General features: G+C 58.2%; 30 protein-coding genes. 19 read left to right on the forward strand and 11 right to left on the reverse strand.

The window, feature by feature from the left end; all coding sequences use genetic code 11:
* Nucleotides 1-7: 7 nt before the first annotated feature.
* The 7 genes from AC2FFF_RS16160 to AC2FFF_RS16190 all read right to left on the reverse strand — a co-directional run bounded on the left by AC2FFF_RS16160 (nt 8) and on the right by AC2FFF_RS16190 (nt 6,918).
* Nucleotides 8-394 (reverse strand): hypothetical protein, encoded by a 387-nt coding sequence (locus AC2FFF_RS16160; RefSeq protein ID WP_281995582.1) that lies wholly within the window; start codon nt 392-394, stop codon nt 8-10.
* On the reverse strand, nt 394-1,479 hold the full coding sequence (gene flhB / locus AC2FFF_RS16165; RefSeq protein WP_281995583.1) for a flagellar type III secretion system protein FlhB: 1,086 nt from the start codon (nt 1,477-1,479) through the stop codon (nt 394-396). Before flhB ends, AC2FFF_RS16160 begins: the two co-directional genes overlap by 1 nt.
* A complete protein-coding gene (locus AC2FFF_RS16170; RefSeq protein ID WP_281973573.1) occupies nt 1,476-2,249 on the reverse strand; it encodes a flagellar biosynthetic protein FliR in 774 nt (257 codons plus the stop codon). The genes flhB and AC2FFF_RS16170 overlap by 4 nt, the downstream gene beginning before the upstream one ends.
* On the reverse strand, nt 2,246-4,273 hold the full coding sequence (gene flhA, locus AC2FFF_RS16175) for a flagellar biosynthesis protein FlhA (protein WP_496882997.1): 2,028 nt from the start codon (nt 4,271-4,273) through the stop codon (nt 2,246-2,248). Before flhA ends, AC2FFF_RS16170 begins: the two co-directional genes overlap by 4 nt.
* Nucleotides 4,274-4,342: 69 nt before the next feature.
* Nucleotides 4,343-5,041, reverse strand: a complete 699-nt coding sequence (locus tag AC2FFF_RS16180; RefSeq protein ID WP_142638303.1) for a lytic transglycosylase domain-containing protein — start codon at nt 5,039-5,041, stop codon at nt 4,343-4,345.
* A 73-nt stretch (nt 5,042-5,114) separates the two neighbouring features.
* Complete coding sequence (locus AC2FFF_RS16185; protein ID WP_142638301.1) at nt 5,115-5,543, reverse strand: Lrp/AsnC family transcriptional regulator; 429 nt, start codon at nt 5,541-5,543, stop codon at nt 5,115-5,117.
* Nucleotides 5,544-5,598: 55 nt separating this feature from the next.
* Nucleotides 5,599-6,918, reverse strand: a complete 1,320-nt coding sequence (locus AC2FFF_RS16190; RefSeq protein WP_142638299.1) for an MFS transporter — start codon at nt 6,916-6,918, stop codon at nt 5,599-5,601.
* Nucleotides 6,919-7,079: 161 nt separating this feature from the next.
* On the opposite strand from AC2FFF_RS16190, the gene AC2FFF_RS16195 reads away from it, so the two are divergent.
* From AC2FFF_RS16195 to AC2FFF_RS16225, 7 genes are all read left to right on the forward strand, one after another.
* Entirely contained in the window at nt 7,080-7,694 is a 615-nt protein-coding gene (locus tag AC2FFF_RS16195) for a ribonuclease D (protein WP_271950800.1), read from the forward strand.
* A complete protein-coding gene (locus tag AC2FFF_RS16200) occupies nt 7,691-8,659 on the forward strand; it encodes a KpsF/GutQ family sugar-phosphate isomerase (RefSeq protein ID WP_281973575.1) in 969 nt (322 codons plus the stop codon). The genes AC2FFF_RS16195 and AC2FFF_RS16200 overlap by 4 nt, the downstream gene beginning before the upstream one ends.
* An 11-nt stretch (nt 8,660-8,670) precedes the next feature.
* Nucleotides 8,671-9,270 (forward strand): LPS export ABC transporter periplasmic protein LptC, encoded by a 600-nt coding sequence (locus tag AC2FFF_RS16205; RefSeq protein WP_142638293.1) that lies wholly within the window; start codon nt 8,671-8,673, stop codon nt 9,268-9,270.
* Nucleotides 9,271-9,312: 42 nt separating this feature from the next.
* Nucleotides 9,313-9,765 carry an LptA/OstA family protein gene (locus tag AC2FFF_RS16210; RefSeq protein WP_142638458.1) on the forward strand — a complete coding sequence of 151 codons (453 nt, stop codon included), beginning with the start codon at nt 9,313-9,315 and terminating at the stop codon, nt 9,763-9,765.
* Nucleotides 9,765-10,523, forward strand: coding sequence for an LPS export ABC transporter ATP-binding protein (lptB, locus tag AC2FFF_RS16215; protein WP_142638291.1), 759 nt, complete (start codon nt 9,765-9,767; stop codon nt 10,521-10,523). The genes AC2FFF_RS16210 and lptB overlap by 1 nt, the downstream gene beginning before the upstream one ends.
* A 252-nt stretch (nt 10,524-10,775) precedes the next feature.
* Nucleotides 10,776-11,339 (forward strand): ribosome hibernation-promoting factor, HPF/YfiA family, encoded by a 564-nt coding sequence (gene hpf, locus AC2FFF_RS16220; RefSeq protein ID WP_271950796.1) that lies wholly within the window; start codon nt 10,776-10,778, stop codon nt 11,337-11,339.
* A gap of 60 nt (nt 11,340-11,399) precedes the next feature.
* Nucleotides 11,400-11,864 (forward strand): PTS sugar transporter subunit IIA, encoded by a 465-nt coding sequence (locus tag AC2FFF_RS16225; protein WP_281973576.1) that lies wholly within the window; start codon nt 11,400-11,402, stop codon nt 11,862-11,864.
* 48 nt (nt 11,865-11,912) lie between these two features.
* On the opposite strand, the gene dalA is transcribed toward AC2FFF_RS16225, so the two are convergent.
* Nucleotides 11,913-12,428, reverse strand: coding sequence for a divisome-associated lipoprotein DalA (gene dalA, locus AC2FFF_RS16230; RefSeq protein WP_142638285.1), 516 nt, complete (start codon nt 12,426-12,428; stop codon nt 11,913-11,915).
* 168 nt (nt 12,429-12,596) lie between these two features.
* Between dalA and AC2FFF_RS16235 the strand changes: the two genes are divergently transcribed.
* A complete protein-coding gene (locus AC2FFF_RS16235) occupies nt 12,597-13,196 on the forward strand; it encodes a L,D-transpeptidase (protein WP_281973577.1) in 600 nt (199 codons plus the stop codon).
* 139 nt (nt 13,197-13,335) lie between these two features.
* Entirely contained in the window at nt 13,336-13,518 is a 183-nt protein-coding gene (locus AC2FFF_RS16240; RefSeq protein ID WP_142638281.1) for a hypothetical protein, read from the forward strand.
* Nucleotides 13,519-13,593: 75 nt separating this feature from the next.
* Here the strand turns inward: AC2FFF_RS16240 and hemH are convergent, their stop codons facing one another.
* Nucleotides 13,594-14,643 (reverse strand): ferrochelatase, encoded by a 1,050-nt coding sequence (gene hemH, locus AC2FFF_RS16245; protein WP_281973578.1) that lies wholly within the window; start codon nt 14,641-14,643, stop codon nt 13,594-13,596.
* A gap of 57 nt (nt 14,644-14,700) precedes the next feature.
* Nucleotides 14,701-15,531: a methyltransferase domain-containing protein gene (locus AC2FFF_RS16250; RefSeq protein ID WP_281973579.1), complete on the reverse strand. Its 831-nt coding sequence runs from the start codon at nt 15,529-15,531 to the stop codon at nt 14,701-14,703.
* Nucleotides 15,532-15,547: 16 nt separating this feature from the next.
* Between AC2FFF_RS16250 and AC2FFF_RS16255 the strand changes: the two genes are divergently transcribed.
* The 4 genes from AC2FFF_RS16255 to AC2FFF_RS16270 are packed head-to-tail and all read left to right on the forward strand — an operon-like array spanning nt 15,548 to nt 17,857.
* Nucleotides 15,548-16,276, forward strand: a complete 729-nt coding sequence (locus AC2FFF_RS16255; RefSeq protein WP_281973580.1) for a ComF family protein — start codon at nt 15,548-15,550, stop codon at nt 16,274-16,276.
* Nucleotides 16,277-16,313: 37 nt separating this feature from the next.
* The gene (gene grxC / locus AC2FFF_RS16260; RefSeq protein ID WP_142638273.1) at nt 16,314-16,571 is read left to right on the forward strand and encodes a glutaredoxin 3; all 258 of its coding nucleotides are present in this window, start codon (nt 16,314-16,316) and stop codon (nt 16,569-16,571) included.
* A complete protein-coding gene (locus AC2FFF_RS16265; RefSeq protein WP_281973582.1) occupies nt 16,571-17,401 on the forward strand; it encodes a carbon-nitrogen hydrolase family protein in 831 nt (276 codons plus the stop codon). The genes grxC and AC2FFF_RS16265 overlap by 1 nt, the downstream gene beginning before the upstream one ends.
* Nucleotides 17,402-17,416: 15 nt before the next feature.
* Complete coding sequence (locus AC2FFF_RS16270) at nt 17,417-17,857, forward strand: MarR family winged helix-turn-helix transcriptional regulator (RefSeq protein WP_142638269.1); 441 nt, start codon at nt 17,417-17,419, stop codon at nt 17,855-17,857.
* Between the two features lie 2 nt (nt 17,858-17,859).
* Here AC2FFF_RS16270 and ubiG read toward each other — a convergent pair whose 3' ends face one another.
* The gene (gene ubiG, locus AC2FFF_RS16275) at nt 17,860-18,606 is read right to left on the reverse strand and encodes a bifunctional 2-polyprenyl-6-hydroxyphenol methylase/3-demethylubiquinol 3-O-methyltransferase UbiG (protein WP_281995591.1); all 747 of its coding nucleotides are present in this window, start codon (nt 18,604-18,606) and stop codon (nt 17,860-17,862) included.
* 48 nt (nt 18,607-18,654) lie between these two features.
* Between ubiG and pip the strand changes: the two genes are divergently transcribed.
* The 6 genes from pip to infB all read left to right on the forward strand — a co-directional run bounded on the left by pip (nt 18,655) and on the right by infB (nt 25,947).
* A complete protein-coding gene (gene pip / locus AC2FFF_RS16280; RefSeq protein ID WP_281973584.1) occupies nt 18,655-19,632 on the forward strand; it encodes a prolyl aminopeptidase in 978 nt (325 codons plus the stop codon).
* A complete protein-coding gene (locus AC2FFF_RS16285) occupies nt 19,629-20,450 on the forward strand; it encodes an ABC transporter substrate-binding protein (RefSeq protein ID WP_281973585.1) in 822 nt (273 codons plus the stop codon). Before pip ends, AC2FFF_RS16285 begins: the two co-directional genes overlap by 4 nt.
* 161 nt (nt 20,451-20,611) lie before the next feature.
* Nucleotides 20,612-21,202 (forward strand): ribosome maturation factor RimP, encoded by a 591-nt coding sequence (rimP, locus tag AC2FFF_RS16290; RefSeq protein WP_142638261.1) that lies wholly within the window; start codon nt 20,612-20,614, stop codon nt 21,200-21,202.
* Complete coding sequence (gene nusA / locus AC2FFF_RS16295; RefSeq protein WP_271950779.1) at nt 21,202-22,815, forward strand: transcription termination factor NusA; 1,614 nt, start codon at nt 21,202-21,204, stop codon at nt 22,813-22,815. Before rimP ends, nusA begins: the two co-directional genes overlap by 1 nt.
* Nucleotides 22,816-22,837: 22 nt before the next feature.
* Entirely contained in the window at nt 22,838-23,461 is a 624-nt protein-coding gene (locus tag AC2FFF_RS16300) for an RNA-binding protein (protein ID WP_142638257.1), read from the forward strand.
* An 8-nt stretch (nt 23,462-23,469) separates the two neighbouring features.
* Entirely contained in the window at nt 23,470-25,947 is a 2,478-nt protein-coding gene (gene infB / locus AC2FFF_RS16305) for a translation initiation factor IF-2 (protein WP_281973586.1), read from the forward strand.
* Nucleotides 25,948-26,254 lie beyond the last annotated feature (307 nt).

Here is a 26,254-nt window from a genome sequence, read left to right on the forward strand (position 1 = left end):
GGCCCGCTTATTGCCGCGATCGCTTTTTCATAAGCATGTCTCGGCGGGCCTTTTGTTGTTCTTCAATCAGCTTTCCTAGGGCCTGTTTGCGTCCGAACGCTTTCCGCAAGGCTTGCATCTTGGTTAGCTTTTGCGCTCGGACGCGCGCAAGGTCTGTATTGAGTTTTCGTCGGGTTGCCTCTTCCCATCCACGCCACAGAACATCAGTGCCGGTGACCTGATATCCATCAGCTTGGCCGCTGTTTTGACGGGTCTGCTGAAGCTGTGCGTCCAATCGGCTCAGTTTTTGCAAAATCTCGGCCTCGGCTTCGATATATGGGCGCAAGGTCTGTTGCTCTTTTTGGAAGGCCGCGTCGGATAAACGCTTCAGATCGGCAAGTCCGGTAAACCGCATCAAATTCTGTCCTTCGCACGCTTGCGCATGGCTTCGGCAAAGCGAATGGCCGCAGCGACAGGGCGATAGTGTTCGGGGGCGATCTCATTCCCGATTTCGACGGTCGCATGAAGGACCCGCGCGGTGGGGGGATCCGAGTGGATCGGAACCCCGGCCTCGGCGGCCGAGGCGCGGATGGCGGCGGCAATCTGGTCGACACCTTTCGCCACGCAGATCGGTGCTGACCCGGCTGTCCGCTGCCATTTAAGAGCCACCGCATAATGGGTCGGGTTCACGATGACTACATCCGCAGTTGGGACATCCGCCATCATCTGATTTGCCGCAATTTCCTGCGCGCGCTGGCGGCGCTGTTGTTTGACATGCGGGTCGCCTTCGGCGTCTTTGGTCTCGTCCTGAATTTCTTTGCGGGACATCCGGTTTTTGCGCATATGTTCGGAGTATTGCCACATATAGTCGACGACTCCGATGGCCAGTGCGATGGTGACGACGATGAAGAGGAACCGGAATAAAAGGTTCATCATCAAGACGATCGACGATTGCGGTGGCGCGGCGCTGGTAGTCAAAATCTCGGGCAGGTTGACGCGCAGAAACAAAAACAGGCAGATGCCGTAGATCAGAAGCTTTGCAAAGCTTTTGGCAAATTCGAACAGACCGCCGCGCCCGAATTTGTTCTTGGCGTTGGAGAGGATCGAAATTCGAGACAGCTTGGGCTGCAGCTTGCAAGGGGCAAGGATCAGAGCCTTTTGGGTGATCAGGCTTAGCAAAACCGCAGTGGCGGGAAGAACAAATATCGTTGCCATCGAGATTGCGGCCTTGCCCAGCATCCCACCCACTAGGCCGTCGGCCGGGCCAGCCGTCAACATGGTGCTGATCTTATCGGATTGGTCGATCAGGACGACAAACAAGGTGCCCAGATGCTGAACGCCCATTTGGCCTGCAAAAAGCAAACCGATCAGCAGCCCGACATACGCCGCGACAACAGACAGGTCGTTTGACTTGGCGACCTCACCCTTTTCCTGTGCTTTCAGAAGTTTTTGCGGCGTCGGGTCGTATGACTTGTCGCTGTCGTCGTCCTGTCCGCTCATCTCGGATCTTTCAGCGGGTTCTGCATGAAATCAAACAGGGCATCGGACCAGACCGACAAGATCAGAGGCGCACCGGCGAACAGCAGGAACAGCCCCGCAAATGTGATGGCCGGGGCGCCGACAAATGCCACCATCAGCTGTGGCATGGCGCGGTTGATGACACCAAGCGCAAGGTTGTAGATCAAAGAGGCAATCACAAAAGGTATCGCCAGTGCGATTGCCAGGCTGAAACTGTACGAGACCCGTTCCACGCCCCATTGCGACAAATCCGGCGCTGCAGGTGTGGTTCCGGTGGGAAACAGATCGTAGCTGTGGACCAGGAACTCTGCCAAGCGGATGTGCAGGCCAAGCAATACGGCAAGGGTCAACCCGGCCAATGTCAGCAGATAGCCCATGGCCGGAACCGGATCAGCCGCTGCCCCGCCCAGAATTTGCGAGAGTGACGTTGCCTGTGCGGCGATGGACCCTGCCGTCTGCAGGGTCAGAACAAAGATGCGCAGCGCCATCCCGAGCGCCATTCCGACAAGAGTTTCGGTGGTGATCAGCTGGACCATGGACAGGAATTCGGGATCGAATTCCTTTGTCGGCACTGCCGGTGCCACGATCAACGTAAAGGCAACGGCAGTGCCAAGTTTGACACGGGTGGGGATGCTGCGTTCCCCGAATGCGGGCATCAAGGATACCATTGCCGAAACGCGTAGGAAAACACCAAAGAAATGCCAGGCCCCAGAGCCCAGGTGCGACAAGAGTTCGGGTGGGAGGGCGATCATGCGGGTACCGTGCCTACAAGAGCGGGCCGCGCCTCGAGCCCGATTTCCTCAAATGACAGGACCGGATTGGACACGCCGCGCGCATGCATGATCGTACGCAGCAGCCTGCGGCGCCGGGTCGAGGTCACGACGGCGGGAAAGATGCCATGGTCAGCAGAATGTGAGACACTGTCCACCACGCCGTCTGCAAGCTTGTTGAACAGGTCCGGCGGCAGGGCGACATCCAGCCCTGCATTGGGTGCATCGACCTGATAGGTGGCAAATGTGTCTTCCCATTCCGGTGCAAGCTGGATCAGCGGGATCGACCCGTCTTCGCGTTTCATGTCGGCCACAAGCTGGAACCCAAGCCGCTGTCGCACCAGTTCGCAAATCCCTTCGGGTAGCGTGGTGGTCAGGCGCGCCTCGGCGATGCTTTCGAGGATATGCGCCAGATTGCGGATCGAAACCCGTTCGTCCAGCAACAGGCGCAGGACTGCGTGAAGTGTGTCGATTGGAACCTTGTCGGGGATCAACTCGTCCAGCAGTTTCCTGTTTGCCTCGGCCCGGACCGGGTCGCTGAGCCGGGCCATTTCTGATAGCAGCCTGCGTAGCGCCTTCAGCGTCAACAGACGCGAGAAGTTCTGTTTGATGATTTCCAGCAGATGTGTTGCCAGTATTTCCGGAGGCGAGACAATCGTAGCGCCGTTCATTGCTGCGGCCTCTTGATCCTTGGGCAGGATCCAACGTGCAGGCGCACCATAGACAGGTTCGGTGACATCCCTCCCCTCGGGCAAAAGATCGTGCCCGTCCTGAACCAGCGCCAGAATCAGATCGGGGTTCAGGGCACCACGGGCCTGTTCCACCCCATGTACCTTGATGACATATGTCCCCATCGGTAGCTCGGCCCGATCGGTCAGACGGATATCGGGCAGGATCAATCCAAAGGTCGAGGCGACATAGGTCCGCATATTCGCAATGCGTGCATCCAGTCCGGTGCCCTGGTTCAGGACCATGCTGACCAGATCCGGTGCGAATTCCAGGTGAACATCATCGAGGTCGAGAATATCGCCAATCGCCTGCGACACCGCTGTGTCCGCCTCATCCGTCGCAGTTTGAACCTGGGTCTCTTGCTTTTGCTGTTTTCGGTGCACTGCATAGGCGGCGTAGCCCAAAACGCAGGCCCCTAGAATAAAGGGCAGAAACGGCAGACCCGGAACCAGGGCGAACAGCACCATCAGACCGGCAACAGTGCCCAGCGCGGCCGGGTGGCGCCCCAGTTGCGATAAGATGGCGGTGTCAGTTGCGCCCTGCGTGCCGCCACGTGCCAATAGCAAAGCGGAAGCAATCGAGATGATCACGGCCGGTATCTGCGAGACCAAACCATCGCCCACCGTCAGGATGGCGTAGGTTTCGAACGCCGATGACACCGGCATCCCGTGAACGATCACGCCCATGACAAGCCCCATCACCAGATTCAGCAGGGTGATCAAAAGCCCGGCAACCGCGTCTCCTTTGACGAATTTCGACGCCCCGTCGAGCGAGCCGAAAAAGGTGGTTTCCTGTTGTTCCCGTTCGCGCCGTTCCTTGGCCTCTTGATGATCGATGGCGCCAGCGGACATGTCACTGTCGATGGCCAGCTGTTTCCCGGGCATCCCATCCAGGGCAAATCGCGCACCAACTTCGGCCATGCGGGCCGCGCCTTTGTTGATGACCATAAAGTTCACGATCAATAGGACGCCGAACACGACAAGGCCCAGGAATATGCTGCCGCCCATGACGAAGCTTGCGAATCCCTCGATCACATCGCCGGCGGCATTGGGGCCGGTATGCCCCTGACCGATAATCAGCTTGGTCGATGAGACGTTCAACGACAGCCGGAGCATCAAAGACCCCAGAAGGATGGTCGGGAAGGAAGAGAAATCCAGCGGCCGTTCGATGAACAGGGTCAGCGTGAAAATCAGGATCGCCAGGGCGAAGGACGTGGCCAGTCCGACATCCAGAACCCAGGACGGCATGGGCAGGATCATCATCACGATGACGGTCATCAACGCAAGCGCCAGCAAAACAGTCGGAGAAAACAGGGAGCGGACGTCAAGTCTGGGCACGTAATTCTCCTAGTTGAAGGCGATGAAGGCTGTTTGGGTGTCCGCGGCTGGCATCAAGGAGCCCATCGCACCCGTCGGAAACTGGGTGATTTGCACCGGGAACAGCGGTGCGGCGGGTTGTGTGAAGGGATCACGCGACATGCGGGCAGTTTGCACCGCCGTGCCCGGGTCAAGCTGAGCATGAACAATCTGGTAGCGGCTGGAATAGGTCTTGGCCAAAGCCGGGGTTCGCGAGTGATAGGCCCCCACCGCTGCCGGCCACGACCCAAGTTCGGAATATAGCTGTTTCAGAAACCGGGCCGCGTAGCTGGCGTTAGTCTCGGGGTCGAACATGGCATCGATCGACTGAAAGGCCTGCCCGTGCCAGCGATAGTTGATTTGAAAGCACCCGATATCGAAGCTGCGTTTTCCGGCTTGGAAAATATCCGCGACATAAGCTTTAGCCTCCTGCTCAGATCGGAACCAATGGCCGCGCCCTTCGACATTGATTGCCCATGGCCAAGGCTCAAGTCGGCCTTTGATCGCGCGGCCAGTTTCAACCCGCGTTATGGCGCGCAAAACATCAAGCGGTATGTCTTGGGCGAGGGCCGCGCGGCGGGCGGCCTGATCACATGTCTGAGACATCCGGGCCTCCGCGCCCGCAAAGCTCTGACGCGCTGCCAGAAGCAACGCAACACATGCTATGACAATGAATAGGCGATTTGGCATTCTGCCGGTCCGGGATTGTGATCAATCCGGGCCACGCTAGCCTTGCCTTGGTTTACAGAGGGTTATCAGTCAATCAGATTCGATCAATCCGCCGGCCAAAAACAACGCTCGTATTGGTGCGCAGAACACCGGGGATTCGTGCCAGATCATCAACGAGAATATCCAGATCCTCGATCCTTGGCGCGTCAGCGGTCAACAGCAGGTCAAAGTCACCGTTGATCGAAAGACAGAGTTTAACCTCGGGATAGGCCTCGAGCCGCTTGATGATACGGGTGGTTTCCTTCTGTTGGACCTCGAGCAGAACGACAACCTGGACGCGGGGGGCATCTTCGGGGCTGTTCAGGATCACGGAATAGCCGGCAATGATGCCGCGTTCTTCCATCCGGCTGATGCGTTCATGCACGGTTGTCCGGGCAACGCCCAGTTTTGCCGCGATTTTTGTGGTCGACTCGCGGGCATTATGTTGCAGGACTGAGATGATGCGGCGGTCAAGCTGATCCATTGGCGCTCCGGTGCGGGTCTGGTTTTTCCGGTTTAGGGCAAAACGACAGCAGGGCTCAAGGCTCACGCGGGATACGGGGGTGCAGGTCGTCTATTATGACGGGGTGAGCATGCGGTGGCGGGCCGGACATGTGCGGGTGATCACGCGGCAGGTCAGGATGGTCGTGGATCACCGAATGCAGATCAGAACGCGGCCAAAGGGTGACCGCACCTATAATACCAAGAAAGGACATCGCCGCCATAAAGCTCAGGGCGGTTGTGGCCCCAAACAGGGTCATCAGCCCGCCTGCCAGAGGATACAGTACCAGCCAACAGCAATGAGACAGCGTGAATTGGGCCGCAAAGACGGCGGGGCGGTCTTCGGGATGGGCCGAGCGGGTCAGCAGGCGGCCAGACGGCGTCAGCGTGGTGGAATAGCCAAAGCCAGCTAGGGCCCACATAACGATCAACAGACCCAAAGACAGCGGGGTTGTCGCAAATATCGCGGCGGCCCCGGCCATGGTGGTGCAGCACAGAAGGGCGCCGGCCAACATGACCTTTCGATCCTCGATCCGGTCCAGCATCCGGGGCAGGATAAAAGCGGCAAGCATAGAGCCGCCACCAAAACCGGCCAGCGCAGCGGCAACGGCGCTTTCCGACAGCCCCAGATCTGATCGCACGATGACCACAGTGTTGACGATCACCATTGAGCTGAGTGCCGCCGCGCTCCAACTCAGGGCAAGAAGGCCCCGCAGCCGGGGTGTGTTCGAATAGATGCGTATGCCACGTGTTGTCCGTTCGTATATCCCGCGCGGTTTGCTTGGTTTGGGTGATGGCAAAGCCACCGACACCACCAGCAGCGCCGAAGCGACAAATCCCAGGGCGGTGCCCCAGAAAAGGCTGTTGAAGCTGACCAACAATAACAGGGCTGCGGCGAATACGGGGCTTAGCAGGCTCTCCAGTTCATATGCCATCCGCGATAGGGACAGGGCGCGGGTGTATTCGCGCTCATCTGTCAGTACATCGGGGATTGTAGCCTGAAATGCAGGGGTAAATCCGGCCGAGGCGGATTGCAGCACGAAAATCAGGACATAGACCTGCCAGACCTCGGTCACAAAAGGCAGACACAGCGCGACAGCCGCACGGATCAGGTCAAGCACTACCAGCATCTTGCGCCGGTCCAGCCGCTCGGCAAACGCGGCCGCCAATGGCGCAACCGTGACATAGGCCACCATTTTGATGGTCATCGCGGTGCCCAACACCAGCCCGGCCGCATCCCCTGCCAGTTCAAAGGCCAACAGACCCAGCGCGACCGTGGCCAGCCCAGTGCCCGTCAGGGCTACGATCTGCGCGGCCAACAGGTGGCGATAGGTCCGATTTCTAAGAACGCTCAACATTGATTGATATCTGCCGCAGTCTAAAGACTCTGTCACCCCAAACCTTCATTTAGGTCTTGACCAACTGCGACAGCGGCAACCGGCTGGCGTACAGGGATGGCGTTGAGTTTAGGGAATAAAGCGCCTATCTCGGTGGCGATACCGCGCAAAGGAATACTCGGGTGGCTAACTATTTGTACAAAAACGACCTGCCGGACGGGTTGGATATGGGGCCGGTGGTGGCCATTGACTGTGAAACCATGGGTCTAAACCCGCATCGCGACCGCCTCTGCGTGATCCAGATGTCGGGCGGCGATGGCAATTCGCATATCGTTCAGGTCGAAAAGGGCCAGACCGAGGCACCGAACTTGTGTGCCATGCTGGAAAACCCGGATGTGCTGAAACTGTTCCATTTTGGCCGTTTCGACATTGCCGCGATGTATCACGCCTTTGGTGCGTTAGCCGCGCCAGTCTATTGCACCAAGATCGCCAGCCGTCTGGTGCGCACCTATACCGACCGGCACGGGCTGAAAAACCTGTGCAACGAGTTGATCGGCGTCGATATCTCGAAACAGCAGCAGATGAGCGATTGGGGCGCCGAAACGTTGAGCGAGGCGCAGCTGGACTATGCCGCCTCGGATGTTCTGTATCTGCACCGCCTGCGGGAGGAGTTGAACAAGCGCCTGGCGCGAGAGAGCCGGACCGAGATGGCGCAGGCCTGTTTTGACTTCTTGCCGATGCGTGCGAAACTCGATCTAGCCGGATGGCCAGAAACGGATATTTTTGCGCACTCATGACTGATACCGAAGCATTTCTGAGAACCGCCCGTCAGGTGGTGACAGACGAGGCCCGCGCGCTGGAGGTACTGGCCGACGGTCTGGATGAACATTTTGCCCAAGCGGTTCAGCTGATTTTGCAGGCCTCGGGCCGCATCATCATAAGCGGCATCGGCAAGTCGGGTCATATCGGGCACAAGATCGCGGCCACGCTGGCCAGCACCGGTACACCGGCCTATTTCGTGCACCCGGCCGAGGCCAGCCATGGCGATCTGGGCATGGTTTCAAAAGGCGATGTGGTTCTGGCCATCTCGAATTCGGGCGAAGCGCCAGAGCTTGCCAACCTGCTGGCTTTTACCCGCCGCTTTGGCATTCCACTGATTGGCCTGTCCAGCAAGCCGGAAAGCACGCTGATGAAACAGGCAGACGTGCATCTTTTGATCCCGTCACTGGGCGAGGCCTGCGGCTATGGCATGGTGCCTTCGATCTCCACGACGTTGACTTTGGCCATGGGCGACGCGCTGGCGATAGCGTTGATGAAGTATCGCAACTTCAAACCCGAAGATTTCCGCGCCTTTCATCCCGGTGGCAAACTAGGTGCACAGCTGAGCACGGTGCAGGATCTGATGCACAAGGGCGATGCGTTGCCGCTGGTTTCGGTCGGAACACCCATGAGCGATGCGCTGATCGAGATCAGCCGCAAGGGCTTTGGCGTTGCCGGGGTTACCGATCCGCAAGGTCAGGTGGTGGGCATCATCACCGATGGCGACCTGCGGCGTCATATGGAGGGCTTGCTGGGCAAAACGGCCGAGCAGGTGATGACGCAGAACCCAACAACCATCCCGCCCGGCGCGTTGGCCGAAGAGGCGGTGGCCATCATGAATGACCGCAAGATCACCTCTTTGTTTGTGGTCGAAGAGGGCAGTGATCGCCAGGCCCTGGGCGTGCTACATATCCACGATTGCCTGCGCGTTGGTTTGGGGTAGAGGGGCGTTCGATGGACGGACATTCCCGGATGGTGCAATTTCTGAAGGTGTTGCTGCCTTTGGCAGCCATTGTGCTGCTGTCGACGGTTTTCCTGCTGTCACGCAGCATCGAAACCAGCGTGTCCGTTCCGTTTACCCAAAAAGACATAGATGAACGTCTGGCCGACCAAGTGGTGACCCAACCCCATTATCTTGGAACAACCAGAAAAGGCGAGGAAGTTCAAATTCAGGCGGCCCAAGCGACCCAGGGGCGCGAAGGGTCATTGCCCACGACTGCCGAATTTAGAGGGCGGTTGGGATTGTTGAATGGCGGCGTCATAACGATGGATTCAAATTCCGGTATGATCCGCCCGGACAAGAATTCCGCAACGTTTGTTGGGGACGTCCTGATAACGACGACAGACGGAATTCAGGTCAGAACTGATCTTCTGAATACCTCTCTGGATGAAATCCGCGGCGACACTCCGGGTCAGGTCGATGGCACCGGCATCATCGGAGATTTTTCCGCGGGACGCATGACATTTGGAACCGAAAAAAAGGATGGGCCGGTCCATATTCTTTTTACAGATGGTGTTAAGCTGGTATACGAGCCTGAAAAAACAGAAAGATAAGCCGTGATTGATTTGCGATTTGCTGTTGTTAGTTTTGCGCTGATGGTCGGTGCCTTTTCGGCGTCGGCACAGGAAACGCAGGTCGCCTTCGGGTCAGCCAAGGCGGATCCAAGCCAGCCGGTCGAGGTCACCTCGGAATCCCTAAACGTCAATCAAGAAGACGGCACGGCCGAGTTTATCGGTAACGTCCTGATCGTGCAGGGTGAGATGCGCCTGACCGCCGAGCGGGTCTTGGTCATCTACAACGCCGACAGGTCCGGAATCGAGCGGATGGAGGCGACAAATGATGTGGTTCTTGTCAGCCCGCCTGATGCAGCCGAAGGCGACTGGGCCGAATACACAATCGACTCGGGCGAAATCGTGATGCGCGGAAATGTGCTTTTGACGCAAGGCCCCAGCGTTATCAGCGGCGATCAGATGAATGCCAATCTGACGACCGGAACGGCAAAGATGACTGGCCGCGTCAAAACCATTCTGAATCCGGATAGCAACTGATGGAGCGTCCGAATTTGTCTGTGGCCGAAGGCGGTTCCGGCCTCAGGATCGAGAAACTGCGGAAATCATACCGTAAGAAGACCGTGATACGCGAAGTCTCGATGACGTTGGGCCGGTCCGAGGTGGTTGCCTTGTTGGGTCCGAACGGATCAGGCAAGACCACAACGTTCTATTCGGTCGCCGGGCTTGTCTTTCCCGAAGCTGGCACTGTGACCATTGACGGCCAAAACGTGACGACCCTGCCGATGTATAGGCGCGCGCGGCTTGGGATCGGATATCTGCCGCAAGAAATGTCGATTTTCCGCGGGATGAGTGTCGAAGACAACATTGCCGCCGTTCTGGACATCACCGTGAAGCACAGCCATCGCAGGAAAGAGCGGCTGGAAGAGCTGTTGTCCGATTTTTCGATCGAACATCTGCGCCGCGCCCCGGCATTGGCATTGTCGGGTGGCGAGCGTCGCCGTGTCGAAATTGCCCGTTGTCTTGCGGCTGATCCGAAATATCTGTTGCTGGACGAGCCGTTTGCAGGCGTGGACCCGATCAGCGTCGGCGATATCCGCCATCTGGTAGCGGACCTGAAAAAGCGCGGCATCGGCGTGCTGATCACTGACCATAACGTGCGCGAAACACTGGAAATCGTGGACCGGGCCTATATCCTGCATGATGGTCAGGTGCTGATGTCGGGCACGCCGGATGAAGTCGTCGAGAACGAAAATGTCCGCCGGGTTTATTTGGGCGAAAACTTCCGTATTTCATAGGCTTGCGCGGAATTGCGCCCAGCGCATGGCCGAAATCACGTATATACACGCCTGTTTTGATTGACTCTGCCGCCGTCTCTTGCCTCAATTGGGTTATGGCATTTCTTCAGTTCCAGTCGGGATCGCGGTGCACCTTTGCTAAGGGGTACGTTTCTCAGCAACTGCGGAATATGCCGATATCCCCCACCCGATAAAAACACGTGCGCTGCGTAACGCAGCGTCAAAATGGGTGTGAATTGTGAAGGAGATCACATGCGTTACCAAATTAGCGGAAAACAGATCGACATCGGCGAGGCACTGCAGACCCATGTGCAGACCGAGCTAGGGGAGGTTGTTGGAAAATATGCCCAGCGCCCGACCGACGCCAATGTCGTCTTTTCCCGTTCTGCGCATGAGTATGTTTGCGAAGCCACCGTGCATCTTTCGACCGGCCTGACTGCGCAGGCCAAGGCCCACGCTATCGAAATCTACGCAGCATTCGAGGCCTGCTGTGACAAGATGGAAACGCAGTTGCGCCGGTATAAGCGCCGCCTCAAGGACCATCACAAGGACCGATCCGAGCCGGTTGAACTCTTTGGTGCTTCCTCTTATATCCTCGCCTCTGACGAATCAGAGTCGGCTGATGAACCTGAAACGCTGCAGCCGATGATCGTGGCTGAGATGGAAACCAAGATCCCATCGTTGAGTGTTGGTGAAGCCGTTATGCAGATGGAACTAGCCGGCGCCCCGGTGCTGGTGTTCCGGAATGAAAACAAGGACGGATTGAATGTCGTGTATCGCCGTGAGGACGGCAACATTGGCTGGATTGATCCGTAACAGGCAAGAATAGCAAGGCAAGCCCCTGTGCAAGCAGGGGCAAGGCCATGGAGCGTGATCATGGAGCTTTCGAGCATACTGAAGCCCGAGGCAGTACGTGTATTGTCCGCCGCTTCCAGCAAGAAGCGGTTGTTTCAGGAAATCGGCGATGTTGCCGAGGGGGCCCTTGGTCTTGAAGCGCAGGTTGTTGTGGATGGCCTGCTCGAGCGGGAGAGCCTTGGCCCAACAGGCGTTGGTCATGGAGTCGCCCTGCCACATGCGCGGCTGGGTGATCTGGCCGAAGTGGCTGGCGTTTTCGTAATGCTGGAAAAGCCGATTGATTTCGGTGCGGTAGACCGCCAGCCGGTTGATGTCGCTTTTGCGTTGTTTGCCCCAGAAGAGGCGGGCGTGGACCACCTAAAGGCGCTTGCGCTGGTGTCCAGAACGCTGCGCAATACGTCGGTTTGCGCAAAGCTGCGCGCCAATCCTGATCCGGTCAAGCTCTATGCAATTTTGACCGAGGCGCAGTCGGTCCAGGCGGCTTAACTGCCCCAAAGGCAAAAATAGCCCCCGGTTTTCGGGGGCTTTTGCGTTTTAACCACCGGTTCCCATTTCCAGGGTCCACCAGATCTTCCCGCCGTTCTCCTGGTGCCAGGCAAAGCCCATCTGGGTGGCTTTGGCATCCATGATGACATTTCGCGGTCCGGGTTCCTGCATCCAGGCGGCCAGCGTTTCGGTCTCGGTCTCATAGGTTTCCGAGATCGCCTCGCCGAGGAAGGTGCCGTAATAGCCGACGCGCGTCGCCCGATCCAACGGCGAAGATCCGTCCGAGCCAAAGTGCCAGGGCCGATTCTGTCGCGCCATATCCTTGGAATGGGTGGCGGCCGCGGCATTGAGCTGAGCATTCAGTTGTACCGGCTGAAGGCCCGATGCCTGGCGGAGGGCGTTAACCGAATCCAACATCCGGAATTGCAGCTTTTCTGGATTGCCACGGATCTTGTACACCGTTGGCAGGGGGCGCCCATCTGCCCCATAGGTTGGTGATCCACCCGGCGTACAGGCGGCCAGTGCAATAAAGCTAGCAAACAGTAATGAAATGATACGCGTCATGATCGACCTGATTATTGTGTTGCCATACGGCATAGCGTGACAGAAGGCTGTGGGCAAACGCACAATGGCTTTGTTCTGCGTGATTCTGCCGGTTTCAATTGCGACTGAAGCATTCTGGCAATAAAATGCACAGGATTTTTAGATTTTCTGTGAAAAGGACCTGCGATCATGGTCAAGAAAAGCATTACTCATACAACCCGACGCGGATTCGTCGCGGGTGTCTCGGCTCTGGTCGCCTCGCCTGCGATTGCCCAATACACCCCCGGAGACCCGCTGCGCCCCGCACCCGAGGACGAACCCGCGGTGCGCCGTAACATCTCTGGCTTCAGGGCGCTGGACTGGCAGCCCTATTTTTCCAACACGAAAAACGGCGCTATCCTTGTCGATACAGTGTCGCGGGCGCTGCATTACTGGTCTGACGATCAATCGGTGTACAAACTATACCCGTCGTCGGTTCCCCTGACCGAAGAGCTGACGCGCCGCGGCCGGACCAGTGTGATCCGCAAGGTCGAGGGCCCAAGCTGGTCGCCAACACCTTCGATGAAGAAAAGAAATCCGGAATGGCCAGACTATATCCCGCCGGGTCCGGATAACCCTCTGGGAACACATGCTTTATATCTAAGCTGGAAATATTACCGAATTCACGGAACCCATGATACGCGCAAAATTGGGCGCCGATCTTCGAATGGGTGCATCGGTCTTTTCAACAACGATATTGCCGAACTGTTCTCAATGGCCAAGGTTGGCACGCAAGTGTTGCTAATTTGACGACATTTCCGCGCAGGTACCCGCTTGTGGCGCAACTTCCATTTGCATTCCAGTTGGATAGCTGATTAGAAAAAAACACGAGGTAAGTCTTGAGTGCATGGTTTCACTATACGGAACCGTGCGTATCCTGGAGGTTAATATGAAGAAACTCGTTCTCGCCGCTGCACTGACTGCTGCTGCTTCGACCGCTTATGCAGGCAACCTGGAAGAGCCGGTTGTTGAAGCACCTGTTGTTGTTGAAGAAACTCAGGGTTCGTCAAACGGCATCATCCTGCCGCTGATCCTGTTGGTTGTTGTTGCCGCAGCTGTTGCAGCAAGCTAATTCGACAAGCGATATCTAAAGAAAAGGCGGTGGAGCTTTCCACCGCCTTTTTTTGTGCCTAGTCGACTGGGTGGCTTAGTCCAGCCAACCCTTCAAATTATCCTCGATCACCTTGCCCAGGGCCGCTATGTGCGATTCGTCATCGTTCAGGCATGGGATATAGGTAAAGCTTTCGCCGCCCGCGTCCTCAAAACTCTCTTTGATCTCTTCGTTGATCTCTTCCAGCGTTTCGATGCAATCGGAGGAAAACGCTGGTGCGATAACGGCGATCCTTTTCTTACCCTGTTTTGCCAACTCGGCCACATGGTCGACCGTATATGGCTTGAGCCATTCTTCCGGGCCGAATCGTGACTGGAAGGTCGATACAAGCTGGTCGTCAGACCAGCCCAACCTTTCTTTCAGCAACCGAGTCGTTTTTGCGCATTGGCAGTGATAGGGGTCGCCTTGTTGCAGGTAGCGTTCCGGCATGCCGTGGTAGGAACAGACCAGTATGTCCGGTTTGTCCACCATCGCGGCATAGGCCTTTTCAACCGAGCCCGCCAATGCGTCGATATAGGCGGGTTCGTCAAAATAGGCGGGCACGGTACGGCTGGCGGGTTGCCACGTCTCATCCATCAGAGCGCGGAAAAACTGGTCATTGGCCGTGGCGGTCGTGGCCCCTGCGTATTGTGGGTACAGTGGAAAGAACAGAACCCGGTCGCAGCCTGCCGCGACCATTTCCCGGACCTTTGATTTTGTCGATGGGTTGCCGTAGCGCATGCAGAATTCCACCATGACCTTGTCGCCATAGCGTGCCTGCATCGCGTCACGCAATTTGGCGGTCTGGTCCTTGGTAATCGTCATCAGCGGGCTTTCGCCCTTGTCGTGGTTCCAGATCGACTTGTACGCCTCACCCGAGCTGAAGGGCCGTTTGGTCAGGATGATCCCCTGCAGGATTGGCTGCCATTTCCACTTGGGATAGTCGATCACGCGCTGGTCCGACAGAAACTCGTTCAAATAACGGCGCATGGGCCAATAGCTGTAATCGTCGGGGGTGCCGAGATTGGCCAGCAGGATGCCGACGCGGCCCGTTTTGACTTTGGGGTGATCCGCCGGGGCATGATCGGGGCGTGTGGCGTCAAACATGTTTCACTTCCTGAGATGTCTTTGCTTCGGGCTGAGATAACCGGAATTCCGCATTCGTCAATCGGACAGTTTGCCTTCGCTTGCGCCCAGAGCATCCGCAAGCCGCATCTGGGCCGAGCCCGGACGCAGCGGTTTTGGCTGGCTTTCATCGGGAGACCAGCCGGTTAGGCAGACCAGTTCGAATGTCGCCTTGAGGCGTTTTTGATCAGTGCTGAAATGGTTGGCATAGATGTGTTGCGCCCGGGCAAAGACCTGCCGGTTTGTGGGGTGTTTCATGCGGTTTTGCAGGCTGTTGGTTTCACCCATTGCCCGAAGGTCATGCATCAGGTGGGTCAGATCGCGATATTCCGCCGTCAATCGCGCGGTATCAGCAACCGGCAGGGCCAGTCCGGCGCGTTGCAGTAACCCGCCCAGATCGCGCAGCTCGGCCATCGGCGCGATGCGGGGGCTGAGGCCGCCCGTGACCTCAACCTCGGCCTGCCCAAGTGCGGCGCGCAGTTCCCGCAGGGTTTCACCGCCCAGACAGATCACCAGCAACAGCCCATCAGGTTGCAGCGCGCGGTGACACTGGATCAACTGCCCAACCGGATCATTAGCCCAGTGCAGAGCCATGGCATGGATCACCAGATCATGGGCACCGGGAGTCAGGTCCAGCACCTCGTTATCCGGGATGATCCGCGCCATTGGCAACACATCCTGCCAGACTTGCGCAAAAGGGGTCACGATCGCCGGGTCCGTAAAGCTTTTATTAACCAAGGCGAGCCGATCCTGAACCTCGTCAACTGCGGCGCGGTGCAAGAACAAGGCATCTTCCCGTGCGCGGGACCGACGCCGTGCAAGGATTGCGCGGTCGAACAGTGAGGGTGCGTTGGAATCAGGCAGTTTCATAGGGCGCAACTATCGCATGTGGCAGCGGATTCAAACCGCTGTCCAGATGATCTATCCCCCGCGCTGTCTGGGATGCGGTGATTTGACCGAGTCGGATTTCGGCCTCTGTGGCTCCTGTTGGCGTGAAACGCCCTTTATCGGTGGCGCTGTATGTGAAAGCTGCGGCGTGCCCTTGCCGGGTGAGGCCGATGGCCACCGAATCGAATGTGATGACTGTATGAAAACGCCGCGCCCCTGGCGCGATGGGCGGTCTGCGCTTTTGTATGATGGCAAGGCGCGATCCCTGATTCTGGCTCTGAAACATGGGGACCGGCCCGAGCTTGCACGCCCTGCGGCGCGCTGGATGGCCCTGGCGGGTCGGGATTTGTTTCGCGAGGACATGCTGATCGCGCCGGTACCGCTGCATTGGTCCCGGTTGCTGAAACGCAGGTACAACCAATCCGCCCTGTTGGCGCAGCATCTGGGGCGGCAAACCGGGTTGGAGGCCTGTCCGGACCTTTTGGTCCGACGGACAAGAACGCCGGTTTTGGATGGAAAAACAGCCGCACAGCGCATGGAAACGCTGGAGAATGCGATTGCAGCGCATCCCAGGCGGCTTCGGCAGATGCAGGGGCGCGATATTCTGCTGGTCGATGATGTCATGACATCAGGCGCAACATTGACCTCATGTGCACGTGTCTGTCGTGCATCCGGGGCAAATCATATTTTTGTGTTGACCCTAGCGCGCGTTGCCAAGGATACCTAACTCGCCCAGGATTGTGCGAAACCCAAAGGTACGGAATATGAAATCGGTAGAAATATATACCTCGCCGCTCTGTGGCTTCTGTCACGCTGCAAAACGGCTGTTGAATCAGAAGGGCGTCGAGTTTCAGGAAGTCGATGTGCTGAGGAACCCAAAACGCAAACCTGAAATGATCCAGCGCGCCGGTGGCAAGCGCACCGTACCCCAGATCTTTATCGGATCGCAGCATGTGGGTGGATGCGACGACCTTTATGAGCTGGAACGTCAGGGCAAGCTGGACGGTTTGCTGGCGGCCTGATGAAGAGCGCCCTGCTTCAGATCACCTCGTCGGATGATCCGGCTGAAAACCTGAAAATGGTGCGCGCCCTGATGTCCGAAGCGGCAGGACAGGGTGCGCGGTTCGTTCTGACGCCCGAGGTGACGAATTGCGTGTCCACCTCGTCCACACGGCAGCGGGAAATCCTGCAATACGAAGAAGATGACCTGACACTTGCGGGGCTGCGCGAACAAGCCGCAAGCCTGGGGATCTGGTTTTTGATCGGCTCGTTGGCGATCAAAACACATGATGCGGAGGGTCGGTTTGCCAATCGGTCCTTCATGATTGATCCTCAGGGGCAGATCGTGGCGTGGTATGACAAGATCCACATGTTCGACGTGCAGGTGTCCGAGGCCGAGACGTTTCGCGAGTCCAAAAACTACCGTCCCGGCACACGAGCGGTCATAGCAGAGACAGATTTCGGCAAAGTGGGTCTGAGTATATGTTATGATATCCGCTTCCCCCAACTGTACGCATCTCTGGCGCAGGCTGGAGCGCGCATTCTGACGGTTCCAGCTGCTTTTTCACCGGTCACGGGTGAGGCCCATTGGAAGTCGCTGTTGCGGGCGCGGGCGATTGAAAACGGATGCTGGGTGTTGGCCCCGGCGCAGACCGGTGAACACCCTAAAACCAGGGGAAAGACCCGCAAAACCTACGGTCACAGCATGGTCGTTGCCCCATGGGGAGAGGTCGTCATCGACGCAGGGACCGATCAGGGCATTCACTTTTTCAATTTGGATGATAGTTCTGTTACAGAAGCACGAAGCCGCGTGCCTTCGCTGACACATGTCCGTCCCTTTGACGGCCCCTGATCCAGAATCTGGACTATGACAAACGATACCAATGCCCTCGCGGTCACGCTGTTCAGCGAGATCCTGACCGCAGACCAGTTATTGCGTAACCGGCTCAGCCGGGTGCTGCCCAGGGGCATGGAAATTTCGCATTTCTCGGTTTTGAACCATCTTGTCTTTGTCGGCAACGAACGCAGCCCGGCACAGCTAGCCGATACGTTTCACGTGACCCGAGGTGCCATGACCAATACCTTGGCCAAGCTGGAATGGGCCGGATATATCCACATCCGCCCCGACTGGGACGACGCCCGCCGCAAGATGGTCGCCATCAGCCCCGCTGGGCGGAGTGCTCGGGATCAGGCGATCTCGTCCATTGCGCCGCTGATCAACCGCGTGGTCGGAGAGCTGGGGCTGGAGCGGGTCCGCAGCACGCTGCCCGTGCTGCGGGATTTGCGATTGCAGTTGGAGGGGGAGTAGGTTCACCCCGGCTTCACGCTCGCCGTCACATAATTCACGCTCAAATCCCGGTTCGAGATCGACCAGCTCCATAGTATCGGGTTGAACACGAAACCCTTGCGGTCCACCGGGTCCAACCCGGCTTGACGCAACAGGTCGAACAACTCGTCAGGGGTGATGAACTTGTTCCACTCATGCGTGCCGCGCGGCAGCCAGCGCATGATCACCTCGGCACCAAAGATGGCCATCGCATAGGATTTCGGATTGCGGTTGATGGTCGAACAAATCTCAAGTCCGCCTGGTTTCAACAAATCCCGCGTGGCTGTCAGAAAGCTGAGCGGGTCGGCCACATGTTCGACCACCTCCATGTTCAGAATCACATCAAACTGCTCACCTGCGGCGGCCATAGCCTCGGCAGTGGTGTGGCGATAGTCGATCCCAAGCCCCGATTGCTCGGCATGGATGCGGGCGACGGGCAGGTTGCCCTCGGCGGCATCGGCGCCCACGACCTCGGCGCCAAGGCGAGCCATGGGTTCGCTCAGCAAGCCTCCTCCACATCCGATATCCAGCAGGCGCAGGCCCTCGAACGGGCGCGGGGCTTTCAGATCACGGTCAAATTCGCCTGCGATTTGCTGTGTGATATAATCCAGACGACAGGGGTTCAGCATATGCAGGGGCTTGAATTTCCCATGCGGGTCCCACCATTCGGCGGCCATCGCCTCGAATTTTGCGATCTCGGACGGGTCTACCGTGTTCGGATGCGCTTGCATTCCTGTCTCCGTATGCTCTTTTACGTTTAAGGACTATATAGGGCCATAATGGACAAGTACCCGGACCAAAAGCGCGCAGTGCAATATCTTTACCCGCCGATCGACCCGTTCGATCAGCGCATGGTCGATGTGGGCGATGGTCACCTTATCTATATGGAACAATGCGGCAATCCGGATGGCCTGCCGGTGGTCGTGTTGCACGGAGGCCCAGGTGGCGGATGCAGCCCCGCAATGCGGCGCTATTTCGATTCGGACGTCTTTCGGGTGATTCTGTTTGATCAGAGAGGCTGTGGACGCTCGCGCCCGCACGCGTCGGTCACAGACAACACAACCTGGCATCTGGTGGCCGATATCGAACGGCTGCGCACCCTGTTGAACATCAGTGACTGGGCCGTTTTCGGTGGAAGCTGGGGCGCAACCCTGGCGTTGATCTATGCGCAGGCGCATCCCGACCGGGTGAATAGGCTGATATTGCGCGGCGTGTTTCTGGCAACGCAGGCCGAGCTGGACTGGTTCTATGGTGGTGGCGCGGGCAAGTTCTGGCCCGAGCAATGGTCCAAGTTCACCGCTCTGCTCTCCGAGACTGAGCTTTCCGACACGATTGGGGCCTATAACAAACGTCTGTTCTCAGGGGATCGGGCGACTGAGGTTCTGTACGGACGGGCCTGGTCCGCCTGGGAAAATGCGCTGGCGTCAATCCATTCGAACGGATCCACCGGAGAAAGCCCGGGTGAGTATGCGCGCGCCTTTGCCCGGCTTGAGAATCACTATTTCATCAATCGGGCTTTCCTTGATCAGGACGGGCAGATTCTGGAGCAGATGGATCGGATCGCTCATATTCCCGGCCATATCGTTCAGGGCCGCTATGACATGATCTGCCCACCGCATTCTGCCTGGAACCTGGCCGAGCGCTGGCCGAATGTCGAATTGAAGATGGTCCGTCAGGCAGGCCATGCCCTGTCTGAACCCGGCATCAGTGCCGAACTGGTCCGCATTATGAACCGCGTGGCCGAGGGGGTAGCATGACCCGCATTGACCGCCGCGCGTTGTTTGCATCAGGTGCCGCTGCGGCGCTGTTGGCGGCAACAGGCGCCTCACTGGCGAATACGCCCAAGCCGGGCGGAACCCTGCGGCTTGCGGTGCCGCGTGACGACAGTCTTGAACAGGTTGCACGGGGGGCGGTGTTTGACACGCTGACCGAAATCGCACCTGACGGTACCTTGCGAGGTGAGCTGGCAACAGGATGGCAGACCGATACGGATGCCCGGATCTGGACGTTTGATCTGCGCGATGATGCGGTGTTCCACGACGGCGTAGCATTGGATATCGCTGATGTGATGGCGGTTTTGGCCGAAGTCGGGCGCGCCGAAGCGCTGGCCCCTAACCGGCTGCACCTTGAACTGGCTAAACCTAATCCCGGCCTGCCTTTCCTGCTGGCCGAAAGTCAATTTGTCATCCCGCGGGCTGGTCAGAGCGTCAAACCGCTGCAGATCGCCAATGGCACCGGATGCTACCGTGTCGAACGGGCTGAGGATGATCGCCACTTTCTGGGCCGCAAAGTCGTTGACCATTATAAGAGCACTCAGGCCGGCTGGGCGGATGCTTTTGAGATTATCGTCATTCCTGATGCCCGCGTCCGGGCCGAAGCATTGCGGGATGGCTATGTGGATATTGCTGCCCTGCCATCATCCGAAGGCTTGAATGGACTGCGCGGTCAGCGCCTTCACCCCAGCGAATCGGATATTGCGCTGGCTGCTGCTGCTCATGTTGGTATGCCCCAGCAGATCGGCGGCGCGCGCGCGCTGGACGACGGACGCATCGCTGAACGGTGGTGGTTGGCGTAAATTCCGGTCAGGGTTCCTGCCGGGGGTTGCAGACTCGGGAAACCCTGCGTATATGCAGTTGCAACAGCGGCGTGTCAGACTTCTGGTCTGGGGCTCCACCGGGAATTTCGACGGGCCGCGCGCCCGTTTTTTTGTGCCCGACTGACAGGGTAGAGTAGCTGATGACAAACGAACTGATAGCCAAAGCTGCCATTGATCGGAGACTGGCCGAGATCATCACCCCAGTGATCGAAGATCTGGGGTATGAGCTGGTCCGTATCCGCCTGATGAGCGGCAAGCAGACCACCTTGCAGATCATGGCCGACAAGCCCGATGGTGGCATCGAAGTGGATGATTGCGCAGAGATATCGAACGCAGTCAGTGCCACACTGGATGTCGAAGATCCGATCCTTGACGCCTATGCGCTGGAAGTGTCCAGCCCCGGCATCGACCGGCCTCTGACACGTCTCAAGGATTTTGAGATGTTCGAGGGCTATGAGGCAAAGATTGAAACCGCCGAACTGATCGACGGCCGCCGCCGCTTCAAAGGGGAGCTGGCCGGGATCGAAGGCGATGAGGTTTTGATCAATATCTCCGAGGGAGATGAGACAATCACCATCGGCTTGCAGTTTGACTGGCTAAGCGATGCCAAGCTGGTCCTGACCGATGATCTGATCAAAGAGATGCTGCGCCAGCGCAAGGACGCCGGTGCCCTGAACGAAAACGCTTTCGACGAGATTGAGACCGAAGGGTCCGAAGAGGAGACGAACTGATGGCAATCACCTCAGCCAACCAGCTGGAGCTGCTGCAGACCGCCGAGGCCGTGGCCCGCGAAAAGATGATCGACCCCGGTCTGGTTGTCGAAGCGATGGAAGAATCGCTCGCCCGTGCCGCCAAAAGCCGCTACGGCGCCGAGATGGATATCCGCGTCAGCATCGACCGCAAGACCGGCAAGGCGACCTTTACCCGTGTCCGCACCGTGGTTGAAGATGAGGAGCTTGAGAACTATCAGGCCGAGATGACCGTCGAGCAGGCCAAGCAATACATGGAAGCGCCGGAAGTCGGTAGCGTCTATGTCGAAGAAGTGCCTCCGGTCGAAATGGGCCGGATCGCGGCGCAATCCGCCAAGCAGGTGATTCTGCAGAAGGTCCGCGAAGCCGAGCGCGATCGCCAGTACGAAGACTTCAAGGATCGCGCAGGTACCATCATCAACGGTGCGGTCAAGCGCGAAGAGTTTGGCAATGTCATCGTCGATCTGGGCGGTGCCGAGGCTGTTCTGCGCCGCAACGACAAGATTGGCCGCGAAAGCTATCGCCCCAATGACCGTGTGCGTGCCTATATCAAGGAAGTTCGCCGCGAGGTTCGTGGCCACCAGATCTTCCTGTCGCGCACCGCGCCTGAATTCATGGCTGAACTGTTCAAGATGGAAGTGCCGGAAATCTATGACGGCATCATCGAGGTCAAAGCTGTTGCTCGCGATCCCGGATCGCGCGCCAAGATCGCTGTCATTTCCTATGACGGCTCGATCGACCCTGTCGGTGCCTGCGTTGGTATGCGCGGCAGCCGTGTGCAGGCCGTCGTGAATGAGCTGCAGGGCGAAAAGATCGACATCATTCCATGGAATGAAGATCAGCCCACCTTCCTGGTGAACGCGCTGCAGCCTGCCGAGGTGTCCAAGGTTGTTCTGGATGAAGAAGCGGGCAAGATCGAAGTTGTGGTTCCCGAAGAACAGCTGAGCCTTGCCATTGGCCGTCGCGGTCAGAATGTGCGCCTGGCCAGCCAGCTGACCAATCTGGACATTGATATCATGACCGAGGCCGAAGAATCGGCGCGCCGTCAGAAAGAATTCGAAGCCCGCACCAGCCTGTTCATGGAAAGCTTGGATCTGGACGAGTTCTTTGCGCAGCTGCTGGTCTCGGAAGGGTTTACCAACTTGGAAGAAGTCGCTTATGTCGAGCTCGACGAGCTGTTGGTCATTGACGGCGTCGACGATGGCACCGCGCAGGAACTGCAGACCCGTGCGCGTGAACACCTGGAAGCACAGGCCAAAGCGGCGCTGGATGCAGCGCGTGAGCTGGGTGTCGAGGACAGCCTTATTGAATTCGAAGGTCTGACACCCCAGATGGTAGAAGCGCTGGCCAAGGACGACGTGAAAACGTTGGAAGACTTTGCCACCTGCGCTGACTGGGAACTGGCTGGTGGTTGGACCACAGTTGATGGTGAGCGTATCAAGGATGACGGTGTTCTGGAGCCTTTTGGCATAACGCTGGAAGAGGCGCAGGATCTGGTCATGACCGCACGCATCATGCTGGGCTGGGTTGATCCTGCCGAATTGGAGCAAGCTGAAGAAGACGGCGTAGCGGCCGACGAGGAAGCCGAGGCCTGATCGCAGGCTTCGGGTGGCGCACATGGGTCGCGGTGGCGTCCATAAGGATCGGTCTGACGGACCCGAACGCAAGTGCATTGCCACTGGCGAGGTTCAGCCTAGATATGGGCTGATCCGCTTTGTGGTCGGGCCAGACGGTCAGGTCTTTCCTGATGTCGCGGCAAAACTGCCGGGGCGCGGTGTTTATGTCTCGGCCGACCGTAGCGCGTTGGATAAAGCCATCGGCAAGAAATTGTTCGCGCGGGGGTTCAAGGCGCAGGTCACTGTGTCAAAGGATCTGGCCGATGAGGTTGAAAAGCAGATTGCGCGGCGCGTGATCGAGCTTTTGAGCCTCGCGCGCAAGTCCGGTGATGCGGTTGCTGGCTATGAAAAGGTCAAGGCAATGCTGGACCGGGAAGAGGCCCAGATATTGCTTCAGGCGTCCGATGGATCGGGGCGCGGCAAGTCGAAACTCAGCACGCCGCACTTTGGGAAATACATCGGCTGGTTGACCGCAGACGAACTTGGGGCGGCATTTGGGCGCCAAACCGTGATTCATGCGGCCTTGGCCTCTGGCGGACTCGCCAAACGTGTTGTAGAGGAAGCGCAGCGCCTGCATGGCTTGCGCGAAACGGATGACGGCGGCAAGGGCCGCGCGGAAGGGTAAGAAGCTTTATGAGCGATAGTGACGGCAAAAAGACATTGGGTCTTCGTGGCGGGGCGCGCCCCGGAAATGTGAAACAAAGTTTCAGCCACGGACGTACCAAGAATGTCGTGGTGGAAACCAAACGCAAGCGCGTGGTGGTCCCCAAGCCGGGTGCGGCCAAAACCGGTGGTGGAGCTACGCCATCAGGTGATCCGTCGCGTCGTCCAGCCGGGATTTCCGACGTGGAAATGGCGCGCCGGATGAAGGCGCTGCAGGCTGCCAAGGCGCGTGAGGTCGAAGAGGCCGCCGAGCGTCAGGCCGCTGAAAAAGCGCGCGAGGAAGAGCGTGCCCGTCGCCGTGCGGAACTAGAGGCCAAAGAGCGCGAACAGCGCGAGGCCGAAGAACGCGCGCGCGCCAAGGCCGAAGAGGAAGAACGCAAGCGCAAAGAGGCTGAAGATGCCGCTAAGCGTGTCGTGGCGACCCCGACTCCAGAAGAGCCAAAAGCCGCCCGCAGCCCGGCCAGCAAGCCTGCGCCTGCAGCAACGCCACGCAAGCAGGATCGCGAGCGTGAACAGCGCGGCGCGCGCACCAAGGGCCGTGACGATAACCGCCGTTCAGGCAAGCTGACTCTGGGTCAGGCGACGGGTGGCGAAGGCAACCGTCAGCGTTCGATGGCAGCCATGAAGCGTAAGCAAGAGCGCGCGCGTCAGAAAGCCATGGGCGGCGCTGTCGAGCGGGAAAAGGTTATCCGTGACGTACAGCTGCCCGAGGCGATTGTCGTGTCCGAGCTGGCCAATCGTATGGCCGAGCGTGTCGCGGACGTTGTCAAATCGCTGATGAACATGGGCATGATGGTCACGCAGAACCAGACCATTGACGCTGATACTGCGGAACTGATCATCGAAGAATTTGGCCACAAGGTCACGCGCGTCTCGGCCTCTGACGTCGAGGATGTCATCAAAGAGATCGAAGACAGCGAAGGCGATCTGCAGTCGCGTCCGCCGGTTATTACCATCATGGGTCACGTTGACCACGGTAAGACCTCGTTGCTGGACGCGATCCGCGACGCTCGCGTTGTGGCGGGTGAGGCCGGGGGTATTACCCAGCATATTGGCGCTTATCAGGTGAAAACCGATGGCGGCACAACGCTGTCTTTTCTGGATACACCGGGCCACGCGGCCTTTACCTCGATGCGTTCGCGCGGGGCACAGGTCACGGATATCGTGGTTCTGGTTGTTGCTGCGGATGACGCGGTGATGCCGCAGACGATCGAGGCGATCAACCACGCCAAAGCGGCGGGTGTCCCGATGATCGTTGCGATCAACAAGGTCGACAAGCCGGATGCGAACCCGGACAAGGTTCGCACCGATCTGCTGCAGCACGAAGTCATCGTTGAGAAAATGTCGGGTGAGGTTCAGGACGTCGAAGTGTCTGCCATCACCGGTCAGGGTCTGGACGAGCTGCTGGAAGCCATCGCGCTGCAATCCGAAATTCTTGAGCTGAAAGCCAACCCGAACCGCGCCGCCCAAGGCGCTGTGATCGAGGCTCAGCTGGATGTGGGTCGCGGACCTGTTGCCACCGTTCTGGTTCAGACCGGTACATTGCGTCAGGGCGATATCTTTGTTGTGGGTGAGCAATACGGTAAAGTCCGTGCGCTGATCAACGACAAGGGCGAACGCGTCAAAGAGGCAGGACCCTCGGTTCCGGTTGAGGTTCTGGGTCTGAATGGCACGCCCGAGGCCGGGGACGTTCTGAACGTGACCGAGACTGAAGCGCAGGCGCGTGAAATCGCCGCCTACCGTGAACAGGCCGCCAAGGACAAACGCGCCGCCGCCGGTGCCGCAACCACCCTTGAACAGCTGATGCAAAAGGCCAAGGAAGACGAAAACGTCACCGAACTGCCAATTCTGATGAAAGCGGACGTGCAAGGTTCTGCCGAAGCCATCGTTCAGGCGATGGAGAAGATCGGCAACGACGAAGTACGCGTGCGGGTGCTGCATTCAGGCGTCGGCGCGATCACCGAAACGGATGTCGGCTTGGCGGAAGCGTCCGGCGCCCCGATCCTGGGCTTCAACGTGCGTGCCAATGCCTCGGCGCGGAACACGGCGAACCAAAAGGGCGTGGAAATCCGCTACTACTCGGTGATCTACGATCTGGTCGACGACGTGAAAGCCGCCGCTTCCGGTCTGCTGAGCGCCGAGATCCGCGAAAAGTTCATCGGTTATGCCGAGATCCGCGAAGTCTTCAAGGTTACAGGCGTTGGCAAGGTTGCTGGCTGTCTGGTTACAGAAGGCGTGGCGCGTCGTTCCGCAGGTGTCCGCCTGCTGCGCGACAACGTGGTGATCCACGAAGGCACGCTGAAAACGCTGAAGCGCTTCAAGGACGAAGTGGCCGAGGTTCAGTCGGGTCAGGAATGCGGTATGGCATTCGAGAACTACGACGATATCCGCGCCGGCGACGTCATCGAAATCTTCGAGCGCGAAGAGGTCACCCGGACACTGGATTGATCCGGACAGAACTGAAATTCGGAAAACAGCGGCTCTAACGGGCCGCTGTTTTTCTTTTGGAGAGCTGACGTGAGCCTTTGACTTTATGCGCGGGTTTTTCTGAGGTTAATCATCAAGTCGCACCGGTTAGCCTTGGTTCAAGAGGCAAAGTAAATCTAGGTTGGTGTCGGCTATGCGGACTTAGCGGCCAATATGGTTCACCGACGCAGTGCCCGTAGCCAGGCTCAGGCTCGCGACCCCGTGCTGTGTATATCTCTCTGCAAGTGAAGTACTTGTACGCCAAAAATAGGAAAGTGGACGTTCCGAT

The organism is Ruegeria sp. YTSA226, assembly GCF_059609905.1.